Origin of the sequence: Janthinobacterium sp. 78, from assembly GCF_003096775.1 — a bacterium.
In the GTDB taxonomy this organism is placed as follows: domain Bacteria; phylum Pseudomonadota; class Gammaproteobacteria; order Burkholderiales; family Burkholderiaceae_D; genus Janthinobacterium; species Janthinobacterium tructae.
The window spans coordinates 5,099,180-5,121,619 of record NZ_QENT01000001.1; the positions used below are offsets into that span (position 1 = coordinate 5,099,180).

Below are 22,440 nucleotides of genomic sequence, written 5' to 3' on the forward strand. Positions count from 1 at the left end.
AAGGAGCCTGCCCATGCATGGGCAGGCCGTTACGCAGGCGCAGAGCTTTGCTCCGCGAATTCCCTGCTTCACCGCTTCCCGAAAACAGAAGACTAATTTAATGCTGCTTGACTCCATCCGCACCCAGCTCGATTCGCTCTCCAAGTCGGAGAAGAAGGTCGCGCTGGCCGTGCTTGACCAGCCGAACCAGACGGTCAGCCAGAACATCACGGCGCTGGCGAAAAGCGCGCAGGTGTCGGAACCGACCGTGGTGCGCTTTTGCCGCACCCTGGGCTATGACGGCTGGCATGAATTCAAGCTGAAACTGGCGCAGGGCCTGGCCCTGGCCATGCCGGGCGCGAACGAGCAGCCGGCGCAGGACGACCTGGCGGCCGACCTGGTCAACAAGATTTGCAGCCGCTCGATCAACACCCTGCTCGACCTGCGCAACAACCTGAACCCGGAAGCGATCCAGCGCGCGCTCGACATCCTGTCGCGCGCCAGCAAGATTGAATTCTATGGCCAGGGCACCTCCGGTATCGTGGCGGCCGATGCGCAGCACAAGTTCTTCCGCTCGGGCGTGCCGACGGTGGCCTACAGTGATCCAAACATCCACAGCATCGCGGCGGCCCTGCTGCGCGGCGGCGACTGCCTGGTGGCCATCTCGCAGCGCGGCAACAGTCCCGCCCTGGTGCGCTCCGTAAAACTGGCGCGCCGCGGCGGCGCCGACGTCGTCGTGCTGGCCCCATCGGGCACGCCGCTGGCCGACCTGGCGACGGTGCTGATCCCGATCGACCTGGTCTTCAACACCGACCCCTACACCCCGATTTCCGCGCGCCTGGCCTACCTGGTGGTGATCGACGTGCTGGCCGTGGGCCTGGCCCTGCAGCGCGGGCCTGAATTCCGCAAGAAGATGCAGAATGCACAGAAGGCCTTGCAGGAATTCGACATGCAGTTCGATTCTTTTATTGGCTAGGTAGCAGAAATCCGGGGTCAGACCCGCCGGGTCTGACCCCGGCTCTCAATTTTGGGGTTCAAGACAAGCATTCCCTCCCGCCACGGATACCGCCTGCTTTACCCCAAAAGCCACAACTGGGGTCGGACCCTGAGGGTCCGACCCCGGCACTTTAGCCCTTGGGTTAAAAGCGCCGCCACCGTCCCGCATTCGGTACAATACTCCGGCAAGCCCATTCACTCTTTCCCGTGCAGCCATGAACCAACTCGAACAACTGAAGCAATTTACTACCGTAGTGGCCGACACCGGCGACTTCCAATCGATCCAGGCCTACACGCCGCGCGACGCGACGACGAATCCGTCGCTGATCCTGAAGGCCGTGCAGAAGGATGAATACAAGCCGCTGCTGGAAAAGGCCGTGCGCGACCATCCGAATGCCTCCAACGCCGAAATCATCGACCGCCTGCTGATCGCGTTTGGCGAGGAAATCCTGCAAATCATCCCCGGCCGCGTCTCCACCGAAGTCGATGCGCGCCTGTCGTTCGACACGGATGGCACGGTGGCCAAGGGCCGCGACCTGATCGCCCTGTATTCGAACGCCGGCATTCCACGTGAGCGCGTGCTGATCAAGATCGCCTCCACCTGGGAAGGCATCCGCGCCGCCGCCATCCTGGAAAAGGAAGGCATCCGCTGCAACATGACCCTGCTGTTCTCGCTGGCGCAGGCCATCGCCTGCGCCGAAGCGGGCGCGCAGCTCATTTCGCCCTTCGTCGGCCGCATCTACGACTGGTACAAGAAATCGACGGGCATCGATTACATGGGCGCGGAAGACCCGGGCGTGCAGTCGGTCCGGCGCATCTACAACTACTACCGCAAGTTCGGCTACAAGACCGAGGTGATGGGCGCGAGCTTCCGCAACACCTCGCAAATCCTCGAACTGGCCGGCTGCGACCTGCTCACCATCAGCCCCGACCTGCTGCAAAAGCTGGCCGACAGCGATGCCCCCGTGGAGCGCAAGCTGAGCGCCGAAGCGGCGCCATCGACCAACATCGTGCACATGTCGCTCAACGAAGAAGCCTTCCGTTTCATGATGAATGAAGACGCGATGGCGACGGAGAAGCTGGCCGAAGGCATCCGCGCCTTCTGCGTCGATTCCGGCAAGCTGAAACAGATGATCGCGGCGCTGCGTTAATCGCCTATGCCTCCGCAAAAAGCGGCGTGCGTGCACTGCACGGCGCCGCTTTTTTTCGTCTCGCCCTCGCCCGCCTTCGTGAAAGCGAGCGCCAGGCGGGCGATCTGCAGCACGGGCGTGGCTGCAACAGTCAGCAAAAACAGACCATTTTTTCGTTTACCTCTTGGTCACTTATCAGTGCATACTATGTCGCACAGGCAACTTTAATCCCTCTGCGACAGGAGTCTAACCATGCATGCCCTCTCCCACCTTCGTATCGGCACCCGCCTGGCCACAGGCTTCGCGCTGGTACTGCTGCTGTCCGTGATCTCCACCTCATACGCGCTGTACAGCGCCCACGTGAATGCCGAAGCGACGCGGCAAATGATGGAAAAACCGCTGGCCAAGGAACGTCTGGTATCGGACTGGTATGTGCTGATTTACTCGGCCATCGCGCGCACCTCGATGATCGCCAAAAGCACGGATGAAACCCTGTCGGGCGTGTTTGCCGAGACCATCGCCGACAGCACCAAACAAGGCAGCGAGCTGCTGAAGAAAATCGAAACGCTGCTCGTCAGCGAGGAAGAAAAGGCCATCTTCAAGGCCTCCATCGCGGAACGCGTCAAATACCAGGATGCCAAAAACCTGGTGATGAACGCGCGCAAGGACGGCAACGCGGCCCTGGCGGAAAGTACTTACCGCGACAGCTTCGCGCCCGCCGCCACCAAATACCAGAACAACGTCAAGGCCCTGCTGGCGCAGCAGCGCCAGGCCATCGACGCCACGGCGCGCGCGATCGAGGCTGCCAACGGGCGCAGCTTCACCCTGTTGCTGCTGCTGTGCGCGCTGGTGGTGGCCCTGGGCAGCATCTGCGCCTGGCTGATCACGCGTTCGATCACCGCGCCCCTGCAGGCGGCCGTGAAGGTGGCCGAGACGGTCGCTGCGGGCGACTTGCGCACGCATTTCGGCACGGCGGCCAGCGATGAAATCGGCGACCTGATGCGCGCGCTGCACGGCATGAACGAAGCACTGCGCAAGGTGGTGTCGGAAGTGCAGACGGGTACCAATGCGATAGCCACGGCATCGGGCGAAATCGCCGCCGGCAACCAGGATCTGTCGGCGCGCACGGAGCAGCAGGCCAGTTCGCTGGAAGAGACGGCGTCGTCGATGGAAGAATTGACCAGTACCGTGAAGCAGAATGCGGACAATGCGCGCCAGGCCAACCAGATGGCGGTCGCCGCGTCCAGCGTGGCCGAACGGGGCGGCGACATCGTCAGCCAGGTGGTGAACACCATGGGTGCCATCGACACGGCGTCGACGAAAATCGTCGACATCATCGGTGTCATCGACGGCATCGCCTTCCAGACGAATATCCTGGCCTTGAACGCGGCCGTCGAAGCGGCGCGCGCCGGCGAACAGGGGCGCGGCTTTGCCGTCGTGGCCACGGAAGTGCGCAGCCTGGCGCAGCGCTCGGCGGCAGCGGCGCGCGAAATCAAGACCCTGATCGGCGACTCGGTGGAGCAGGTCAACAACGGCACGCGGCTGGTCCAGCAGGCCGGCAGCACCATGAGCGAAGTGGTCGACAGCGTGCGCCACGTCACCGACATCATGGCCGAGATCACCGCCGCCAGCGCCGAGCAAAGCATGGGCATCGACCAGGTCAACCAGGCCATCGCGCAAATGGACCAGGTAACGCAGCAAAATGCTGCCCTGGTGGAGGAAGCAGCGGCGGCGGCCGAAAGCATGCAGGACCAGGCGGCCCGCCTGGCGCAAGTGGCGGCCGGCTTCCAGCTCGAACATGTGACTCCGGCAGTGGCGCCGGTACGCCCCGCGCGGCCGGCTGCCACCCGGCTGGCCAAGCCGGCGGCAAAAAGCACCACCGCCAGGCAGCCAGGCATCGCGGCAAGGAGCGCGTCTGCTGCGCGCAAACCCCAGGCGCAGGTGGCTGGCGAGCAAGATTGGGAAGAGTTTTAAGGAGGGCAACAGGGGCCGTCAAAAGGGTTTGACAGCGCCCTGGCGCGCGAGGATACTTGTTTCAGGTGGCAGGGCGCACCACCGGCAGCAATACGTGTTGCGCCTGACATCGTTCTGCGGGAGCACGAACATGAAATGTATCCGCGGCATCAGCGAACAGCTGCGCCTGGGCTTCCTGTCCTCCTTGCTGCTGTGCGCAGCCCTTGCCGGCTGCGCAACGGCGCCCGCCACACCACCTCCACCTGAGCTGTTCAACGATGCCAGCTTTGCCGCGCCGGCCGTACCGGTCGACCCGCAGCAGGCGTTTGCCATGAGCGAGGCCATGCGGCTTTACGTACGTGTCGATATCGCGCGCGAGGCACGCGGCAAGAATCCCCGCCGCGCGCTGGCCGATGCCCTGCGCAACCGGGCCGGGCTGCAACTGGAATATGATGCCGCCATGACGCGCACGGCGGCACAGACATTCGATGCGCGCAGTGGCAATTGCCTGTCGCTGGTGCTGATGACGGCCGCGCTGGCCAAGGACATGGGACTCGATGTGCACTACCAGTTGGTCCTGGGAGAGGAAAGCTGGAGCCGCAGTGGTGGCATGTATTTCGTCGCCGGCCACGTCAATCTCGCGCTGGAACGCCGCCCCCTCAGCAATGGGGTCGGCTACGATTCCGACGCCATCCTGCTTATCGACTTCCTGCCTGGCGAAGACCTCGCCGGCCAGCGCACGCTGCAAATCAGCGAGGCGACCATCCTGGCAATGTACCTCAACAATCGCGCCGCCGAAACCATGGCCAGTGGCGAGCTCGATCAAGCCTACTGGTATGCCCGTGCCGCCATCCGGCAAGACCCCACGTTTTCAGGCGCCTTCAATACCCTGGGCATCATCCAGCTGCGCCACGGCGACATCGAGCCGGCGCGGCGCACGCTCGCTTACGCACTGGAACGCTCGCCATCGAACACCGTGCTGCTGTCCAATATGGCGCAGGCACTCGACGGCCTGGGACGTACGGACGAAGCGCAACTGCTGCGGCGCAAATTGCTGGCCCTGCAGCCGGAGCCGCCCTTCCACTTTTTCAACCTGGGCCAGCGCGCCATGGAAACGGCCGACTACCAGGAAGCGGCACGCCTGTTCAAGCGCGAGATCGCGCGCGACCCGTATTACCATGAATTCCACTTCTGGCTGGCGCAGGCGTATGCGCGCATGGGACAACTCTCGCTGGCGGACCGGCAGCTGGAACTGGCGATGGACAACAGCACCACGCGCGGCGAACATGGGCTGTACGCGGCCAAGCTGCAACGGCTGCGCGCCGCCACCGCCCATTAGGTCGCGTCAGTCTTCCAGGAACATCTGCTGCAGGTCATTCAGGAAGCACAATCCCCGTTCCGTCGGGCGGATGAGCTGGTGGTCGCGGTACAGCAAGCCTTTCGCTTCGGCCGCATTCAGCGGATGCTCGATGGCGTTGATGGCCAGGCCCGTGCGCTCGGCGAACAGGTTCGGCGAAAAACCCTGCGTCAGGCGCAGGGTATTGAGCATGAATTCAAACCCCATCTCCTCGCGCGCCAGCTCGCGCTCTTCCTGCACCGGCACGCCGGCCAGTACCGCGTCCATGTAGGCGCGCGGCTGCTTGTAGCGGGCCTGACGCAAGACGCGGTGCGGGAACGAGATTTTACTGTGCGCGCCCGCGCCGATGCCCAGGTAGTCGCCGAATTCCCAGTAATTGCGGTTGTGCCTGGCCTGGCGGCCCGGCTGCGCATAGGCCGACACTTCGTAGCGGCCGTAACCGGCCTGCGCCGCGCGCTCAGCCACCATGTCGGCGATGTCGGCACTTGCGTCGTCGTCCGGCAGCGCGGGCGGATACTTGGCGAACAGGGTGTTCGGTTCCAGCGTCAGGTGATACAGCGACAAATGCGGCGGCGCGAACGACAGCGCCGTTTCCAGGTCCTGCTGCGCCTCGGCCAGGGTTTGCGTGGGCAGCGCGTACATCAGGTCGAGATTGAAATTGTCGAAATTGGCGTGCGCGATGTCCACCGCGCGGCGCGCTTCGTTGTCGTCGTGGATGCGCCCCAGTGCCTGCAGGTGACGGCCATTGAAGCTCTGGATGCCGATCGACAGGCGGTTGATGCCGCTGGCCCGGTAGGATTTGAATTTTTCCGCTTCAAAGGTACCCGGATTGGCTTCCATGGTGATTTCGCAATCGGGCTCCAGTGGCAGCAGGGTGCGCACGTCCGACATCAGCCGGTCCAGCCCCGCCGCCGACATCAGGCTGGGCGTGCCGCCACCGATGAAAATGGTGTGGATCTTGCGGCCCCAGATCAGCGGCAGCGCCATTTCCAGGTCCAGCCGCAGGGCCGCCAGGTATTCCGCTTCCGGCAAGTCACCGCGCACCTCGTGCGAATTGAAATCGCAATACGGGCATTTTTTCACGCACCACGGGAAATGGATGTACAGCGACAACGGCGGCAGGGCCGCCAGGTTCAGCGCGCCCGGCTGCAGGTATTTCAGGGCCGCCCCGGCCGCGCCGGAAATGCCTTCCTGCGGCGCCGGAGCCGCGCCAGGCCGGGACGCGGGCTTGGCGCCAGCGCCCACCAGTTTGATCGGGATCATCGCAGCTTTTCCACCAGCGCGCGCAGGGCCTGGCCACGGTGCGACAGCGCGTTCTTTTCGTCGGCCGTCAGTTCGGCCGCGCACTTGCCCAGCGCGGGAAGGTAGAAATGCGGATCGTAGCCGAAACCGCCCGCACCGCGCGCAATGGCGATCATCTCGCCATGCCAGCGGCCGTCGGCGATCACCGGCTGCGGGTCGTCCGCATGGCGCACGTACACCAGCACGCAGTAGTAATACGCGGACTTGTCGGCATGCGCCTCCAGGTCGGCGATCAGTTTGGCGCTGTTGGCGGCATCCGATTTCGGCTCGCCCGCATAGCGGGCCGAATACACGCCCGGTGCGCCGCCGAGCGCATTGACGCACACGCCCGAATCGTCGGCCAGCGCGGGCAAGCCCGTCAGGCGGGACGCGTGGCGCGCCTTTTGCAGCGCGTTTTCAACGAAGGTGTGGAATGGTTCGTCGCTTTCCGGCACGGCGTACTCGCCCTGGGCGTGAACGGAAAAACCGATGCTCGAGAGCAGCTCGTTGAATTCCTTGAGCTTGCCGGCGTTGTTGGAGGCGAGAATGAGGCGTTGGGTCATGTCAGTAGTCCGGTTGAAGTGCCGACATTGTAAACCTTTTGCGCTCCCCTCACCTCGCCCGGCCGCCGCGCTCAACGGCGGCGAGTGTGGGCTTTTTTCCCGGCGCGGCGGGCCAGCGGATGTAAATCTATGTAAAGATTACATGCCGAGGGCTTGCTTCTGCATGGCGATCAGGTCGGCGATGCCGCCCTGCGCCAGGTCCAGCAAGCGGTTCATGCCGGCGCGGTCGAAGGCGGCGCCTTCGGCCGTGCCCTGCACTTCGATGAAGTGGCCCGCTTCCGTCATCACGACGTTCATGTCCGTGTCGCAGCCCGAGTCTTCCACATAGTCCAGGTCCAGCACCGGCATGCCCTGGTAGACGCCCACCGAGATGGCGGCGACAAAGCTTTTCACGGGGATGGCGGTGATTGCGCCGCGTGCCTGCAGCTGGGAAAACGCGTCATACGCAGCCACCATGGCACCCGTGATCGAGGCCGTGCGCGTGCCGCCATCGGCCTGGATGACGTCGCAATCGAGATGCAAGGTGCGTTCGCCGAACGCCTGCAGATCGAAGGCGGCGCGCAGCGAGCGGCCGATCAGGCGCTGGATTTCCTGCGTGCGGCCGGACTGCTTGCCGCGCGCCGCTTCGCGGTCCATGCGCGTGTGCGTCGAGCGGGGCAGCATGCCGTACTCGGCCGTCAGCCAGCCCTGACCCTTGCCCTTCAGGAAACCCGGCACCTTGTCTTCGATGCTGGCGGTGCAGATGACCTTGGTGTCGCCGCACTCGATCAGCACCGAGCCTTCGGCATGCTTGGTGTACTGGCGGGTAATGCGGATGGCGCGCAGCGCGTCGACGGCGCGGCCGCTCGGGCGGGATTCAAATGTCATGGGGTGTCCTGTGTGATTGGGGTTGCGGCCGCGATTTTACCACCGCGGCGCCATGCCACGGCGCAGGGCGGCCCGCGCACAAGATCCCTACAATCCTGCCCCGCCAAACACAATTTTCTTTACAATGCCGTAAAACGCACACTATTCAGCAATTTTCAGGCCATCGCGCACGTCAGTCCTGTTTTGCGGCGCGGGCGGTATTGCCTGCGCTGGCTGATTAAGTGTATAAGTGACTGTATACAAGACCAAATCGGGGAATCCTTTGAGCATTTCAAGCATGACAGGCTACGCGGTTGCCACCAGCGAAGGTGCTGCAGGCACACTGACAATTGAAATCAAGAGCGTCAACTCGCGCTTTCTCGACCTGCAATTTCGCATCAACGACGATCTGCGGGCGCTGGAGCCTGACCTGCGCGCCGCCGTCATGTCCGCCATCACGCGCGGCAAAGTCGAGGTACGCCTGAGCTTTGGCCGCAAGGCCGCGACCGCCGGCACGCAGGCGCTGAACCTGCCCCTGCTGGCCGAACTGGCGCGTCTGCAAAACGAAGTGGGCCAGCATTTTGTCTCCGCCCCCGTCATGACGGTGGCCGAACTGCTGCGCTGGCCGGGCATCATCGAAGAAGCGCAAGTGGGGCAAGAGTCCTTGCAGGCGGACGTGGGCGCGCTGACCAAACGCACCGTGGCGGCCTTCGTCGACAGCCGCAAGCGCGAAGGCGCGGCGCTCGAAGCGGTGCTGGTGTCGCGCATCGAAGCGATGGAAGCCATCGTCAAGCGCATCACGCCCTTGATTCCGCAGGTAGTGGCGGCCTTCCAGCAAAAAGCCATCGAGCGCATGCAGGATGCGCTGGGCCTGGCCAGCCAGGGCTCGAATTCAGCCCTGTCGCGCCAGGACGCCATGGAGCGCATCCGCCAGGAAGTCATTTTGTACGGCATACGCATCGATGTGTCGGAAGAACTGGCGCGCCTGTCGGCCCACCTGGGCGAAACGCGCCACATCCTCACCAAGGGCGGGCAAGTGGGCAAGCGCCTCGACTTCATGATGCAGGAACTCAATCGCGAAGCCAACACGCTGGGCGCCAAGGCGTCCGTCAAGGAACTGGCCGACGCCTCGATGGACTTGAAGCTGCTGATCGAGCAGATGCGCGAACAGGTGCAGAACCTGGAGTAATTCCTCCGGCTTCAGGCCAGGCGCGTTGCGGCGCGCCCCCTGTCGCTGGCGGCGATGACGACGCAGGCCACAAACAGCACGATGCTGTATTCCACGCCGCCGGCGCCATGTTCGCCCACGAACCAGCCCTTGGCCGCATGCACGATGGCGATGCCGCCGACGCAGATCACCATCAGCCCGGCCGCCGCCCAGCGCGTGTATTTGCCGACGATGAGCAAACTGCCGCAAACGATTTCGACGACGGTAATCGCCCACACCACGGCCAGGCCGTAGATGAATCCCTTGTCTTCCAGGAAACCGGCAAAGCGTGGAATGGTGCCATTGGCGATGCGCACGATGGCGTGGGCCATGAACATCACGGCGATGGCCACGCGCAGCAGCAACATGGCCTGGGCAACACTGAGAAACGGGAAATTTTTCATGCTTGCATCCTGTCGCTGGAATAGTTATCAAGAAAAAACCATTCCAAATTAAATAACTATTCCCTCAAGATAACAAGCAAAATATGTGTAAACGCGGCGGCAAGGCGCATCGGGGGACTGGCTGGTCGCCTTGCCTCTTGGTAAAATACTGAATTGGGCGGCGCGCACGCAAGCGCACACGCCGCCATCACACGCATATGGAAAGATCCGCATGAGCCACCCTACCGCCTTCTCCGGCAGCCTGTTCGTGGTCGCCGCACCATCGGGCGCCGGCAAATCGACACTGGTCAATGCATTGCTGGCGCAAGAACCCGGCATCAAACTGTCGATTTCGACCACCACGCGCGCGCCCCGTCCGGGCGAGCAGCACGGCCGCGAATACTACTTCACGACAGCGGAAGACTTTGTCGCGCGCGCCGACCAGGGCGAGTTCCTGGAATGGGCGGAAGTGCATGGCAATTACTATGGCACCTCGCGCATCATGGTGGAACAGCAAATGCTGGCCGGCACCGACATCCTGCTGGAAATCGACTGGCAGGGCGCGCGCCAGGTGCGCAAGCAATTCCCCCGCGCGGCCGGTATTTTCATCCTGCCGCCATCGATCGATGCGCTCGAAGAGCGCCTGAACAAGCGCGGCCAGGACGAGCAGCACGTGATCACGCGCCGCCTGCTGGCGGCCGGCGGCGAAATCGCACACGCTCCCGAGTTCGAGTATGTTATTATCAATGAAGAGTTTACGGTCGCTTTGTCCGAACTGAGCGCGATCGTGAGAGCGGCCCGTTGCCGGTTTGCGCAACAAGCGGCCCGCAACGCATCGCTATTCGCCCAGCTGGGCCTGCACGCAGAGTAATTCGTCTGCACGCCAGTTCACACAGCGCCACGCACCACGCATAAAATTTAGGAGTTACTATGGCCCGTATCACAATCGAAGATTGCCTGAAGCAGATCCCTAACCGTTTCCAGCTGACCCTGGCTGCAACGTACCGCGCACGTCAGTTGTTGCAAGGCCACACCCCAAAGGTGGAAGCCAAGGACAAACCTACCGTTGTCGCACTGCGTGAAATCGCTGCCGGTAAAGTTGGCATCGAAATGCTGAAAAAAGTCCCGATGTAATTGGGAAGCCGCGTGCCGGAACAGTGCTGACCCCTGGTTCTACCGTATCGTTTATTCACACTGTAAAGCAACGCGACGTTTTATGAGTCTGACTCCAGCCGACACGACTTCTGCAGCACTGCCGCCCCTGGCCCCGCGCCAGGCGGCAAAATCACAGGGCGCTTCCGCGTCCGGTGCTGGCACGTCCGCCGGGACCGCCTCCACGACACCGCCAGCGCCCGCCTTAGGCGTGGCCTCCGTCAGCCACCTGGCCGACAAGCTGGCCGAATACCTGTCCCCCGCCGACCTGAAAAAAGTCAAGGAAGCCTACCGCTTCTCCGACGAAATGCACCTGGGTCAGATGCGCCGCTCGGGCGAGCCGTATATCTCGCATCCGATCGCCGTCGCCGAAATCTGCGCCGACTGGAAACTCGACGCGCAAGCCATCATGGCCGCCCTGCTGCATGACGTCATGGAAGACCAGGACGTCAAGAAGGAAGAATTGATCGAACGCTTCGGCGCGCCCGTGGCGCACCTGGTCGACGGCCTGTCGAAGCTGGAAAAGATCGAATTCCAGAGCCAGATCGAAGCGCAGGCGGAAAACTTCCGCAAGATGCTGCTGGCCATGGCGTCCGACGTGCGCGTGATCCTGATCAAACTGGCCGACCGTCTGCACAATATGCGCACCCTGGACTTCATGACGGCGGCAAAAAAACGCCGCATCGCCAGCGAGACCATGGAAGTGTATGTGCCGATCGCGCACCGCCTCGGCCTGAACAATATTTACCACGAGCTGCAGGATCTGTCGTTCTCGCACCTGTATCCGATGCGCTACCGCACCCTGGCGAAAGCCGTCAAGGCAGCGCGCGGCAACCGGCGCGAAGTGGTCAACAAGATCATGGAAGCGGTGAAAAGCACCTTGTCCATGGCCGAACTCGAAGCCGACGTCACGGGCCGCGAAAAGACCCTGTACGACATCTATAAAAAGATGCGCAGCAAGCATCTGTCGTTCTCGCAAGTGCTCGACGTGTACGGCTTCCGCGTGGTGGTGGGCAGCTTTGCCGACTGCTACGTGACCCTGGGCACCCTGCACAGCCTGTACAAGCCCATGCCGGGCAAGTTCAAGGATTACATCGCGATTCGCAAGCTGAACGGCTATCAGTCGCTGCACACGACCGTCATCGGCCCGTACGGCACACCCGTCGAATTCCAGATCCGCACGCAGGAAATGCACCGCACGGCCGAGTCTGGCGTGGCGGCGCACTGGCTCTACAAGAGCGGCGAATCGAACCCGTCCGACCTGCAGCAGCGCACCCATGCGTGGCTGCAATCGCTGCTCGACATCCAGCAGCAGACGGGCGACTCGGCCGAATTCCTCGAACACGTCAAGGTCGACCTGTTCCCCGATTCCGTCTACGTGTTTACGCCGAAGTCGAAGATCATCGCCCTGCCGCGCGGCGCCACGGCCATCGACTTTGCCTATTCGATCCATACGGGTATCGGCGACCAGACCGTGGCCGTCAAGATCAACAACGAAACCTCGCCGCTGCGCACCGAACTGCACAATGGCGACATCGTCGAGATCATCACCGATTCCTCGTCGCGCCCCAGCCCCACCTGGCTGTCGTTCGTGCGCACCGGCAAGGCCCGTTCGGCCATCCGCCACCATTTGCGCACGATCAACCTGCCCGAATCGATCGCCCTGGGCCAGCAACTGCTGTCGCAGGCGCTGCACGCCCTGAACATCGACGCCGACCTGCCGGCGCCGCTGGTCGAACGCCTGCTCAACGAATCGAGCGCCAATTCCATGGACGAGCTGTACGCGGACATCGGCATCGGCAAGCGCATGGCCACCCTGGTGGCGCGCCACATCTTTGGCTTGATCGGCGGCGAAGCGGCCAGCATGCCGGTGGAACACAATAGCGGCAGCGAACTCGACCCGGTCACCATCTGCGGCAGCGAAGGCGTCTCGGTGCAGCTGGCGCCCTGCTGTTTGCCGATCCCGGGCGACCAGATCATCGGCCAGCTGCGCCGCGACCAGGGGCTGCTCGTGCACACGAGCGACTGCTCGCAAGCGAAGCGCCAGCGCGCCAAGGAACCGGACCGCTGGATCGCGGTGCGCTGGGGAACCGAACTGAACCGCCGCTTCGACTGCCGCATCAAGGTGCTGATCAACAGCGAACGGGGCATCCTGGCCAGAGTCGCCGCCGAAATCGGCGAGTCCGACGCCAACATCATCTATGTGGGCATGGACGAAGACAAGGACAACGTCCTCGACCAGCTGCGCTTCACCGTGCAAGTGAAAGACCGCGTCCACCTGGCCGCCCTGCTGCGCAATGTGCGTCGCGTCGCCGGCGTGAATCGCATCCTGCGCGAACGCAATTAAGAGCTAACCCAAGAGCAGAGACTGGGGTCGGACTGAGCTAGCCCGGATTTGATGGAGGGTCACTAATTTGAGAAAATAGTGACATCCAAAGGAATCCATCATGACCAAGAAGCCATCGCTTGCCGTATCAGACGCTGTTCCCGCTACGCAAGTGCGGCGGGAACGCACCGTTTTCTCCAGGCAGTTCAAACTCACTGCTGTAGAGCGCATGCAGGAACCTGGCTGCAGCCCGGCCGCCTTGGCGCTGGAACTGGGCATCCGCCGCAATCAGCTGTACAAGTGGGCTGCCGCGCTCAAGCAAGCTGGCGAACTGCCGGCGCCGAAAGTGGTAACGCCTGTCTCGACCACGGATCTGGCCAAAGAGAATGTCCGTTTAAAGCGTGCACTGCAGGCTTCGCTGGAGGAGAACGCCATCTTAAAAAAGCTCGATGCGTACTTAACGCGGCGTTAAAGCACAAGTACGCTTTCATTACCGCGCACCAAGCCGAGTTTCGGCTCGCCGCGATGTGCCGGGTACTGCAGGTCAGTCCCAGCAGTTATTATGCGGCCGCGAAACGGTTGCCCAGCTTGCATGACACTGTCGATCTGGCGCTGCGCGAGGACATCAAGCGCCTCCATGCAGAACATCGCTGTGCGCCGGGCGCGGTCAAGACCTGGCGGCTGTTGCATGCGCAGGGAATCATCTGCGGCAAGCACCGCGTGGCACGCCTGCGCAAGCTCGATGGCATTACGTCGATGCGCCGGCAGCGCTTTCGTGTCATGCAGACACATCAACACACCGAGCCTCCAGCGCCTGATTTGTTGCAACGGAAGTTCAATGTTGCCGCGCCCAATACGGCCTGGGTGGGCGATATCACGTCGATACGTACGCGTGAAGGATGGCTGCATCTGGCCATCGTGCTCGACCTGTTTGCACGCCGGGTGGTGGGATGGTCGATGGATACGTCGCAGCCTGCCATGCTACCCATCGCGGCCTTGAGGATGGCCATTGCGCAGCGCAAGCCGCCTGCCAATCTGATCTGTCATACCGATCAGGGCAGTGTGTACGGATCGGCGGCCTATCGCAGCGTGCTGCAGGAGCATCAGTTGCGGCCCAGCATGAGCCGGCGTGGTAACTGCCACGATAACGCCGTGGCCGAGAGCTTCTTCTCGCAGCTGAAAAACGAAATCACGCACAATACGACGTATGCCACACGCGAAGAGGCCAAGGCTGCTATCGTCGATTACATCGAGGTGTATTACAATCGGATGCGCTTGCATCAAAGCTTGAAATACCGCACCCCAATCGAGGTTGAGGTGCATTACGCATCGATTAAAAATCCCCCGCACCGCGAGGGAGTGACTCTCCATTAAAACCGGGACACCTCAGACCCTAAGGGTCCGACCCCGGCCTTTATGCTTTACGGGTTTGCAGTTCCCTCACGAATTCATCGCTTCCCACCGCCGCATTACTGCGGCTGGCGACACGCAAGGCCTGACGCTGCACTTCCTCATCACCATAAAATAAGGCAGCATAGGCTTGCTGCCGCTCTCCCTGGTTTTTACCCATGCTCAGATAAAGTGGATGTGGGTGTACCAGGACATCCTCGCGCCCCTCTGCATTGCAACGATAGCTGGACCATCGGTAGTGCCCCGGATAGCGCACCATGCCAGCTCGCACGGGATTGAGTTCGATATAGCGCTGACATACCAGCAAATAGGTTTCATCCTGCACAACACAGGACTTATAGCGCCCGTCCCATAGCGGTCCGGTACGATGGTGGCGCCAGTTAATGTAGTGTGCGTACTCTTGCCCCAAGGCCTTCATCATGCGTGAAACGGCCAGAACATTACCTGCGGAGAGCAGTAAATGCACATGATTCGTCATTAGGACATAGGCATGCAGCAAGCACCCCCGGGCACTGGAGTGCCGCTGCAGTTGCTGCAAATACCAAAGAAAATCAGCCGGTTCAAAAAAGCAGATTTGCCTGTCCGCCCCACGCTGCACCACATGCAAAGGCATGCCAGGCATAAACAAACGCTGGACGCGGGCCATGGTCGCTCTCCTGTAAAGGAAAGTCCCAGCGTGGCAGGATTACCAAGACTAACCCTGCGTCACCGCAAACTACCCCTCCCCCGGCGCCGGATACGTCACCTCCAGCAACTCCAGCTCCTGCTCGCCCTGCGGCGTGTTGAGGGTGATGAGGTCGCCTTCGCGCGCCTTGGTGATGGTGCGGGCCATCGGCGAGACCCAGCTGATCTTGCCGTTCAGGGGATCGAATTCATCGATGCCGACGATGGTAATGGTATGCGTTGCGCCGTCGCTGGTGCGATACGTTACCGTGGCGCCGAAAAATACCTGGTCGTTGCCATGATGCACGCTCGGGTCGACGATGGCGGCCAGGTCCATGCGCTTGGTCAGGAAGCGGATGCGGCGGTCGATTTCGCGCAGCCGGCGTTTGCCATAGATATAGTCGCCATTTTCCGAACGGTCGCCATTCGACGCCGCCCAATGCACGATGCGCACCACTTCCGGACGGTCGACGTCGATCAGCTGCAGCAGCTCTTCCTTGATGCGCTGGTAGCCGGCCGGCGTGATGTAGTTCTTGGCGCCGGCGGGAATGGCCAGCGCCAGCGCGGCCGCTTCTTCATCGTCGTCGTTGTCGGATTCTTTTACAAAGGCTTTATTCATCCGCCTATTGTAGCCCCGCCAGGGAGCCACGGGCACACCGGATGCGGGGGCAGCCGGGCTTTTTTGACGTATCATCGTGGCAATCGCGGCAAACCCGCGCCGCACACGGAGACGGATGAAAAAATTCTACAGAGTCAGGCGCTGGCTGTTCGCGCCGCTGGTCTACCTGGCCGCCATCTGCCTGCTGATCGAGGAATGGCTGTGGGCGACGGGCGCGCGCATCATGCAGGTGGTGGCGCAATTTCCGCCCCTGCATGCGCTCGAAGCGTGGATCAAGCGCCTGCCGCCGTACTGGGCGCTGGCCATCTTCGTGCTGCCGGCCGTGCTGCTGTTTCCCGTCAAGCTGCTGGCCCTGCTGGCGATCGCGCGCGGCCATGCGTTTTCCGGCATCGGCGTGATCGTCATCGCCAAGCTGGGCGGCGCGGCCGCCGTGGCGCGCCTGTACAAGCTGACGCGCCCTACCCTGCTCAGTTTGCCGTGGTTTGCCCATTGGCATGGCCGCTTCATGGAAACCAAGGACCGCTGGATCGCCCGCCTGCGCGCCACGCGTCCATGGCGCCGGGTCAGCCGCCTGTCGGCCGCGCTGGGCCGTGCCCGCCGCGCCTGGTGGCAGCGCTTGCGCAAGGGCACGCCAGGCCGTCATCATTCCCGCCCGGCCAGAGTGCTGCGCCGCTTCGCCGCCTTGTGGCGCGCCCGCCGCTGATGAAGAAAGGCCACCCCATGCACGATACTGCCCGGCTCGCCCCCGCCCTGCGCGCGGCGGCGCGGGAAATCTACCTGTACGACGCGGCCAGCTTGCAATTGCTGGACGCCAACGATGCCGCCTGCGACAACTTGCAGTATGTACGCAAGGAGTTACTGGCGATGACGCCCTTCACCCTGGCGCCGCAGCTCGACGCGCAGCAACTGGCCGCCGTGCTGGCCGCGCTGGACGACAGCATCGGCGCGCAAGCCTTGCTGCATGTGCAGCAGCGCCGCCGCGATGGCAGCCTGTATTCGCTCAGCCTGCACCTGTCGCGCGCCAGCCGCCAGGGCCGCGCCTTGCTTCTGGCCGAGGGCGAAGACTTGCGCACGCCGCAGGCGACGGCCGCCGCCCTGGCGCAGGTCCAGTCGCGCTTCAACGCCATCGTCTCGAATACGCCGGGCCTGGTGTACCAGTTCTGCCTGCACGCCGATGGGCGCGCCGCCTTCCCTTACCTGAGCGATGGCTGCCAGGCCTTGCTGGGCCTGGAGCCGGCACAGCTGCACGCGCGCCCGGAACTGTTCTACCAGCTGATCCTGGCCGACGACCGCGCCTCGTATCTGGAGTCGATGCAGGCCTCAAAAAACGCCTTGTGGAGCTGGAACTGGGAAGGCCGCATCTGGATCGATGCCTGGAAGGATGTCAAATGGATCAACTTGCGCTCCACGCCGCGCGCGCTGGCCGACGGCACGGTGCAGTGGGAAGGCATCATGACGAATATCACGGAAAGCCGGCTGGAACAGATCGAAGTGCGCCAGTCGCGCGCCCGCCTGGCCGAGCTGACTGCGCATATCGACAAGGTCAAGGAACACGAACGCACGCGCCTGGCGCGCGAACTGCACGATGACCTGGGTGGCAATTTGACGGCGATCAAGATGGCGCTGGCCATGCTGGCGCGCCGCCTGCCGCCGGACGACCCGCTGCTGCAGGAAAAGGCCGACTATGTCGATGCCCTGGTCGACCGCAGCATCGACGCCGTGCACCGCATTTCGCTGGACTTGCGCCCCTCCATGCTGGACCTGGGCCTGGTTGCCGCGCTGGACTGGCAGGTGAAGGAATTCGCGCGCCAGGCCGGCATCGAATGCGAATTCATTTCCAACCGCCCGCATATTGAACTGGAACTGGACCAGGCGACCAGCCTGTTCCGCATCGCCCAGGAAGCGCTGACGAATATCGCCAAGCATGCGCAGGCCAGCAAGGTCAGCGTGCGCCTGGCCCGGCAGCGCCAGCATCTGAGCCTGTCGATCGCCGACAATGGCGTCGGCATGCGCCTGTCCGACCGCGCCAAGCCGCAGTCGTTCGGCATCCGCGGCATGGCCGAACGCGCCAGCGCGCTGGGCGGCACCCTGAGCCTGGTGGATGGACCCGATGGCGGCACTCTCCTGAGCATAAAAATCCGGCTGACCACGCCGCGAGAGGCGATAATAGCGGCTGCAGCCAGTGCGCCCGCGCACAGCGGGCCGCCGCCAGAAGCGGCCTAGTGGGTGAATTAGATAGGAAACAACGCAGTCATGAAAGAAAAAGCCACCATCCGGGTATTCATCGCCGACGATCATGCGATCGTGCGCGAGGGCTTGAAGCAAATCCTCGCCGACACGAAGGACATCATCGTGGCCGGCGAGGCTGAAAATGGCCACGACGCCATCAAACTGTTCCGCGGCTCGAAATGCCAGGTGTTGCTGCTCGACATCTCCCTGCCCGACCGCAGCGGCATAGAAGTGCTCAAGCAAATCAAGAAGGAAAAGCCGGAACTGGCCGTGCTGATGCTCTCCATGCACCGCGAGGACCAGTACGCCATCCGTTCGCTCAAGGCGGGCGCGGCCGGCTACCTGACGAAACAGAGTGCGCCGCGCGAACTGGTCACGGCCATCCGCCAGGTGGCGCAAGGCTTGAAATACATCAGTGCCTCGCTGGCGCAGGAACTGGCCAACACGGTGGGCGAAGACCACGAGACAGCCTTGCACGACACCCTGTCGGACCGCGAATACCAGACCCTGGTCATGATCGCCTCAGGCAAGGCGGTGGGTGCCATTGCCGAAGAACTCAAATTGTCCGTGAAAACCGTCAGCGAATACCGCGCGCGCTTGCTGGTCAAGATGAAACTCAAGAACAGCGCCGAACTGACGCATTACGCCATCCGCAACCAGTTGGTGGATTGACGCCAAAGCGGCATGCCCGCTGGCATCGGGCGAATTGACAGGACTTCTCCTTGCTTCTCGCACAATAAGTTCTTTGCCAACTCGCCTATCATGGGGATAATGAGAAATATCTGAAAAGGCTGTGTCTACATGTCCAGTAAATTGCCATCTTCACCAGCAAGCGCTCCCGCTGGCGCCACGCACACCGCCGCCGCCGCGGCGATGAATCCGGCCGATATCGCCCGCGAAGCGTTTCGCCGCCTGGCCACGCGCCGCATCGCTCCCACGCCCAGCGCCTACCGCGATATCTACAATGAAATCGCCGGCATCAGCGAACCGGCCGATACGCCTGCCGCCCCGGCAGCCGTGCTGGCCGCCAGCGCTCCCACGGAGAGCGGCGCGGAAAACGTCCTGACACAGTTTGCCGCCAAGATGAGCGAATCGGCGGGCGAACTGGGCGACTTTGGCCGCCGTTTCCAGCGGGCACTGAAGGCGCGCGACTGGGACAGCTATGCGCGCACCCTGGCGCAGCTGGCGGAAAAACAGGTCAAGAAAGGCAGCGGCATCGAATTGCCGCCCCTGCCGGACGGCGAACAGACGCGCACCCTGCGTGAATTGCTCAGCCGCACCCTGGGCTTTGCCGTCGCCACCTTGCTGACGGGCACGCCCGCGCTGGTGGAAGAAGCCGAATCGCTGGGCGCGGCCATCAAACTGGCGCACACGGAAGAGGCACTGAACGAAGCGGCGCTGCGCCTGAAGCAGCTGTGCTACCAGATCGAACTGAAAAGCGGCGATACGGCCGAGCAGCAGGAATTGCTGCTGCGCCTGTTCAAGTTGCTGCTGGACAACGTCAGCCAATTGCTCGACGACGACAGCTGGCTGCGCGGCCAGGTCGATGCCGTGCAAAACCTGATCGCCGGCCCGCTCGACCAGCGCGCGCTGGAAGACGCCACGCGCAGCCTGAAGGAAGTCATCTACAAGCAAAGCCAGCTCAAGCACAGCCTGTCCGACGTCAAGCTGACGGTGAAGAACATGATGATGACCTTCATCGACCGCCTGGGGCAAGTGGCGGCCAGCACGGGCGACTTCCATGAAAAGATCGGCGGCTATTCGGAAAAGATCAGCCAGGCGGAAAATATCAGCGAATTGAACAGCGTTCTCGACGAAGTCTTGCGCGAAACGCGCATGGTGCAGAACGAAGCCCTGCGCGCACGCGACAAGATGGTGCTGGCGCGCCAGGAAGTGCAGGATGCGGAACAGCGCATCCACACCCTGGAAGCGAAGCTCCAGCATATGAGCGAACTGGTGCGGGAAGACCAGCTGACGGGCAGCCTGAACCGCCGTGGCCTGGACGATGTGTTCGAGCGCGAGACGGCCCGCTCCGACCGCCGCGGCACGCCGCTGTGCATCGCCATGCTGGACCTGGACGATTTCAAGCGCCTGAACGACACCTACGGCCACCTGGCCGGCGATGCTGCCTTGAAACACCTGGTCAAAATCGTCAAGGAAACCCTGCGCTCGATGGACGTCATCGCCCGCTTCGGCGGCGAGGAATTCCTCATCCTGCTGCCGGAAACCACGGTCGAAGCGGCCTCATCGACGATGACGCGCTTGCAGCGCGAGCTGACCCGGCATTTCTTCCTGCACGACAACGAGAAAGTATTGATCACCTTTTCCGCCGGCGTGGCCCTGCGCCTGCCCAACGAAGACCAGGCCGAGCTGGTCAAGCGCGCCGACCGTGCCATGTACCAGGCCAAGCAGACGGGCAAGAATCGGGTGGTGGTGGCCGACTGAACGGCAACTTGCAGGCTGTCACACACCATGCCCACCTTACGGTGGGTTTTTTTTGGGCTGCGCCCGGCATGGGCCTGCGGCGGCGCGGCGGCGGCCCACATGACTGCCCCCTGTGGCAATCTGAAGATACTGAACATTATTTCTTATATTTAATTATTTACCACCCTAAAGTTTACTCAAAGCGTGCCGTATATGCGTCCTCGCCAATGGCAACTTGAGGGGCAAAACAAAAAATATACTCGCTGTATTTCCCTAAACTTTCCAAGGCCCACTCCGTTAATGAATATAACTGCGGTGTGAGTGTCCCGGAAGGCAGGGGCAGACCAAGGTACAAGGCACATAGCCAAAACATATAGCAAGGAGCTTCAAAATGGCCTCAGTCATCAATACCAATACCGCGTCACTGAATGCGCAACGCAACCTGAGCACATCGCAGTCGGCCCTGTCCACGTCATTGCAACGCCTGTCTTCGGGTTTGCGCATCAATAGCGCAAAAGACGATGCTGCTGGCCTGGCGATTTCCGAGCGCTTCACCTCGCAAATCCGCGGTCTCGATCAAGCCAAGCGCAATGCCAACGACGGCGTGTCGCTGCTGCAAACGGCCGAGGGCTCGCTGGCTTCGACGGGCGACATTCTGCAACGCGTACGCGAATTGTCGGTACAGTCGTCAAACGCCACCAACTCGGCTGGCGACCGCAAGGCCATCCAGGCCGAGGTAGGCCAGCTGCTGTCGGAAGCTGACCGCATCTCGCAAACGTCGGAATTCAACGGCCTGAAACTGCTCGACGGCTCGTTCGGCACGGCATCGTTCCAGGTGGGCGCCAATGCTGGGCAGACCATCCAGGCCACGACCGCCAACTTCCGCACGAGTAACTACGGCAACAATCAGGTATCAACCACGGCCCCCGCCACGGTAACAACTGGTACGGCGTACTCGGCAGGCACGTTCGACATTCAAGGCTTGCAGTCCAAGACCGTCAACGTCAAAATAACGGACACGGCACAATCGCTGGCCGCAACCATCAATGGTTCGACTGACGCAACTGGTGTCACGGCATCTGCCACCACCAACGAGTCAGCAGCGTTTGTTGCTGGCAAGGTCTACTCGCTGGCCGTCAAATCCGACAATGCCACCACGGCAGCCAACGTGACCTTCACCGTGGGCGCAGCACTGAACGCATCTGGCCTGGCTTCGGCTGTCAGCGCGTTCAACGATGTATCATCGACCACCGGCGTGACTGCCAAGCTGAACTCCAACAACGACGGTCTGGTTTTGACCAATGCTTCAGGCAACAACATTACGCTGACAAACAACAGCACCGATGCTACCTCGCTGATCACTGCAGCATCGATCAACGAAGCTGGCACCGTTGGTACGACCGCATCGATCGCCGCCAGTGGTGGTTCGGCCGTCACGATGGGCTATATTTCGATGAACTCCGACAAGGGCTTCTCGATCGGTGGCACGGTAACGCCCAACAACGGCATTGCAGCAGGCGCCGCCAGTCTGAAAGCGGTCGCTGACATCGACGTATCGACCGTCAAGGGATCGACCGATGCGTTGAAGATTCTTGACGCAGCCCTGTCGAAGGTCAACAGCCAGCGCGCTTCCTTCGGTGCCTTGCAGTCGCGTTTTGAAACGGCTGTCAGCAACCTGGAATCGACCTCGGAAAACCTGTCGGCTTCCCGTAGCCGCATCCAGGATACCGACTTCGCATCGGAAACAGCCAAGCTGACGCGCGGCCAGATCCTGCAACAAGCTGGTACCGCGATGTTGGCCCAGGCCAACTCGCTGCCTAACGGCGTGCTGTCGCTGCTGCGCGGTTAATCACCGCCAGGCAGTACCGTAGCTTAGCCCTCCCCGGCCGGTCAGATGACGCATCTTGATCTGCCGGGGATTT

General features: G+C 62.3%; 22 protein-coding genes. 15 read left to right on the forward strand and 7 right to left on the reverse strand.

The window, feature by feature from the left end; all coding sequences use genetic code 11:
• Positions 1 to 100 precede the first annotated feature (100 nt).
• Together C8C92_RS22415 and tal are read left to right on the forward strand one after the other, a co-directional pair.
• Complete coding sequence (locus C8C92_RS22415) at positions 101 to 955, forward strand: SIS domain-containing protein (RefSeq protein WP_034750862.1); 855 nt, start codon at positions 101 to 103, stop codon at positions 953 to 955.
• 235 nt (positions 956 to 1,190) lie between these two features.
• Complete coding sequence (tal, locus tag C8C92_RS22420) at positions 1,191 to 2,126, forward strand: transaldolase (protein ID WP_116745277.1); 936 nt, start codon at positions 1,191 to 1,193, stop codon at positions 2,124 to 2,126.
• Here the strand turns inward: tal and C8C92_RS27595 are convergent.
• Positions 2,123 to 2,263 (reverse strand): hypothetical protein, encoded by a 141-nt coding sequence (locus C8C92_RS27595; RefSeq protein ID WP_165829524.1) that lies wholly within the window; start codon positions 2,261 to 2,263, stop codon positions 2,123 to 2,125. The two genes, tal and C8C92_RS27595, sit on opposite strands and share 4 nt — an antisense overlap.
• A gap of 94 nt (positions 2,264 to 2,357) precedes the next feature.
• Between C8C92_RS27595 and C8C92_RS22425 the strand changes: the two genes are divergently transcribed.
• A complete protein-coding gene (locus C8C92_RS22425) occupies positions 2,358 to 4,079 on the forward strand; it encodes a methyl-accepting chemotaxis protein (protein WP_116745278.1) in 1,722 nt (573 codons plus the stop codon).
• 130 nt (positions 4,080 to 4,209) lie between these two features.
• Positions 4,210 to 5,397, forward strand: coding sequence for a tetratricopeptide repeat protein (locus C8C92_RS22430; protein WP_116745279.1), 1,188 nt, complete (start codon positions 4,210 to 4,212; stop codon positions 5,395 to 5,397).
• Between the two features lie 6 nt (positions 5,398 to 5,403).
• Here C8C92_RS22430 and hemW read toward each other — a convergent pair whose 3' ends face one another.
• The 3 genes from hemW to rph form a co-directional block, all read right to left on the reverse strand.
• Positions 5,404 to 6,678 (reverse strand): radical SAM family heme chaperone HemW, encoded by a 1,275-nt coding sequence (gene hemW, locus C8C92_RS22435; RefSeq protein WP_207781035.1) that lies wholly within the window; start codon positions 6,676 to 6,678, stop codon positions 5,404 to 5,406.
• Positions 6,675 to 7,259, reverse strand: a complete 585-nt coding sequence (rdgB, locus tag C8C92_RS22440) for an RdgB/HAM1 family non-canonical purine NTP pyrophosphatase (protein ID WP_116745280.1) — start codon at positions 7,257 to 7,259, stop codon at positions 6,675 to 6,677. The genes hemW and rdgB overlap by 4 nt, the downstream gene beginning before the upstream one ends.
• A 138-nt stretch (positions 7,260 to 7,397) precedes the next feature.
• Positions 7,398 to 8,126: a ribonuclease PH gene (rph, locus tag C8C92_RS22445; RefSeq protein ID WP_116745281.1), complete on the reverse strand. Its 729-nt coding sequence runs from the start codon at positions 8,124 to 8,126 to the stop codon at positions 7,398 to 7,400.
• A 277-nt stretch (positions 8,127 to 8,403) separates the two neighbouring features.
• On the opposite strand from rph, the gene C8C92_RS22450 reads away from it, so the two are divergent.
• On the forward strand, positions 8,404 to 9,294 hold the full coding sequence (locus C8C92_RS22450) for a YicC/YloC family endoribonuclease (RefSeq protein WP_034787070.1): 891 nt from the start codon (positions 8,404 to 8,406) through the stop codon (positions 9,292 to 9,294).
• A gap of 11 nt (positions 9,295 to 9,305) precedes the next feature.
• Here the strand turns inward: C8C92_RS22450 and C8C92_RS22455 are convergent, their stop codons facing one another.
• Positions 9,306 to 9,716, reverse strand: coding sequence for a DoxX family protein (locus C8C92_RS22455; RefSeq protein WP_099762612.1), 411 nt, complete (start codon positions 9,714 to 9,716; stop codon positions 9,306 to 9,308).
• Positions 9,717 to 9,927: 211 nt separating this feature from the next.
• On the opposite strand from C8C92_RS22455, the gene gmk reads away from it, so the two are divergent.
• The 5 genes from gmk (at position 9,928) to C8C92_RS22480 (ending at position 14,547) form a co-directional block, all read left to right on the forward strand.
• The gene (gene gmk, locus C8C92_RS22460) at positions 9,928 to 10,566 is read left to right on the forward strand and encodes a guanylate kinase (RefSeq protein WP_099762610.1); all 639 of its coding nucleotides are present in this window, start codon (positions 9,928 to 9,930) and stop codon (positions 10,564 to 10,566) included.
• Between the two features lie 59 nt (positions 10,567 to 10,625).
• The gene (rpoZ, locus tag C8C92_RS22465; protein WP_010400723.1) at positions 10,626 to 10,829 is read left to right on the forward strand and encodes a DNA-directed RNA polymerase subunit omega; all 204 of its coding nucleotides are present in this window, start codon (positions 10,626 to 10,628) and stop codon (positions 10,827 to 10,829) included.
• Positions 10,830 to 10,911: 82 nt separating this feature from the next.
• On the forward strand, positions 10,912 to 13,194 hold the full coding sequence (locus tag C8C92_RS22470; RefSeq protein WP_099762607.1) for a bifunctional (p)ppGpp synthetase/guanosine-3',5'-bis(diphosphate) 3'-pyrophosphohydrolase: 2,283 nt from the start codon (positions 10,912 to 10,914) through the stop codon (positions 13,192 to 13,194).
• Positions 13,195 to 13,294: 100 nt separating this feature from the next.
• Positions 13,295 to 13,645 (forward strand): transposase, encoded by a 351-nt coding sequence (locus tag C8C92_RS22475; protein ID WP_099759988.1) that lies wholly within the window; start codon positions 13,295 to 13,297, stop codon positions 13,643 to 13,645.
• Between the two features lie 17 nt (positions 13,646 to 13,662).
• A complete protein-coding gene (locus C8C92_RS22480; RefSeq protein WP_243420400.1) occupies positions 13,663 to 14,547 on the forward strand; it encodes an IS3 family transposase in 885 nt (294 codons plus the stop codon).
• A gap of 40 nt (positions 14,548 to 14,587) precedes the next feature.
• Here the strand turns inward: C8C92_RS22480 and C8C92_RS22485 are convergent, their stop codons facing one another.
• Together C8C92_RS22485 and greB are read right to left on the reverse strand one after the other, a co-directional pair.
• Positions 14,588 to 15,229 carry a transposase gene (locus tag C8C92_RS22485; RefSeq protein ID WP_116745282.1) on the reverse strand — a complete coding sequence of 214 codons (642 nt, stop codon included), beginning with the start codon at positions 15,227 to 15,229 and terminating at the stop codon, positions 14,588 to 14,590.
• Positions 15,230 to 15,298: 69 nt separating this feature from the next.
• The gene (gene greB, locus C8C92_RS22490; RefSeq protein WP_096237449.1) at positions 15,299 to 15,865 is read right to left on the reverse strand and encodes a transcription elongation factor GreB; all 567 of its coding nucleotides are present in this window, start codon (positions 15,863 to 15,865) and stop codon (positions 15,299 to 15,301) included.
• A gap of 115 nt (positions 15,866 to 15,980) precedes the next feature.
• Between greB and C8C92_RS22495 the strand changes: the two genes are divergently transcribed.
• The 5 genes from C8C92_RS22495 to C8C92_RS22515 all read left to right on the forward strand — a co-directional run bounded on the left by C8C92_RS22495 (position 15,981) and on the right by C8C92_RS22515 (position 22,367).
• Positions 15,981 to 16,568 (forward strand): hypothetical protein, encoded by a 588-nt coding sequence (locus C8C92_RS22495; protein ID WP_099762598.1) that lies wholly within the window; start codon positions 15,981 to 15,983, stop codon positions 16,566 to 16,568.
• Positions 16,569 to 16,585: 17 nt separating this feature from the next.
• Positions 16,586 to 18,088, forward strand: a complete 1,503-nt coding sequence (locus C8C92_RS22500) for a sensor histidine kinase (RefSeq protein WP_243420329.1) — start codon at positions 16,586 to 16,588, stop codon at positions 18,086 to 18,088.
• A gap of 30 nt (positions 18,089 to 18,118) precedes the next feature.
• Entirely contained in the window at positions 18,119 to 18,766 is a 648-nt protein-coding gene (locus C8C92_RS22505) for a response regulator transcription factor (protein WP_034753998.1), read from the forward strand.
• 201 nt (positions 18,767 to 18,967) lie between these two features.
• A complete protein-coding gene (locus C8C92_RS22510) occupies positions 18,968 to 20,539 on the forward strand; it encodes a GGDEF domain-containing protein (protein WP_116745283.1) in 1,572 nt (523 codons plus the stop codon).
• A gap of 370 nt (positions 20,540 to 20,909) precedes the next feature.
• Positions 20,910 to 22,367 (forward strand): flagellin, encoded by a 1,458-nt coding sequence (locus tag C8C92_RS22515; RefSeq protein WP_116745284.1) that lies wholly within the window; start codon positions 20,910 to 20,912, stop codon positions 22,365 to 22,367.
• The last annotated feature ends 73 nt before the right edge of the window (positions 22,368 to 22,440 follow it).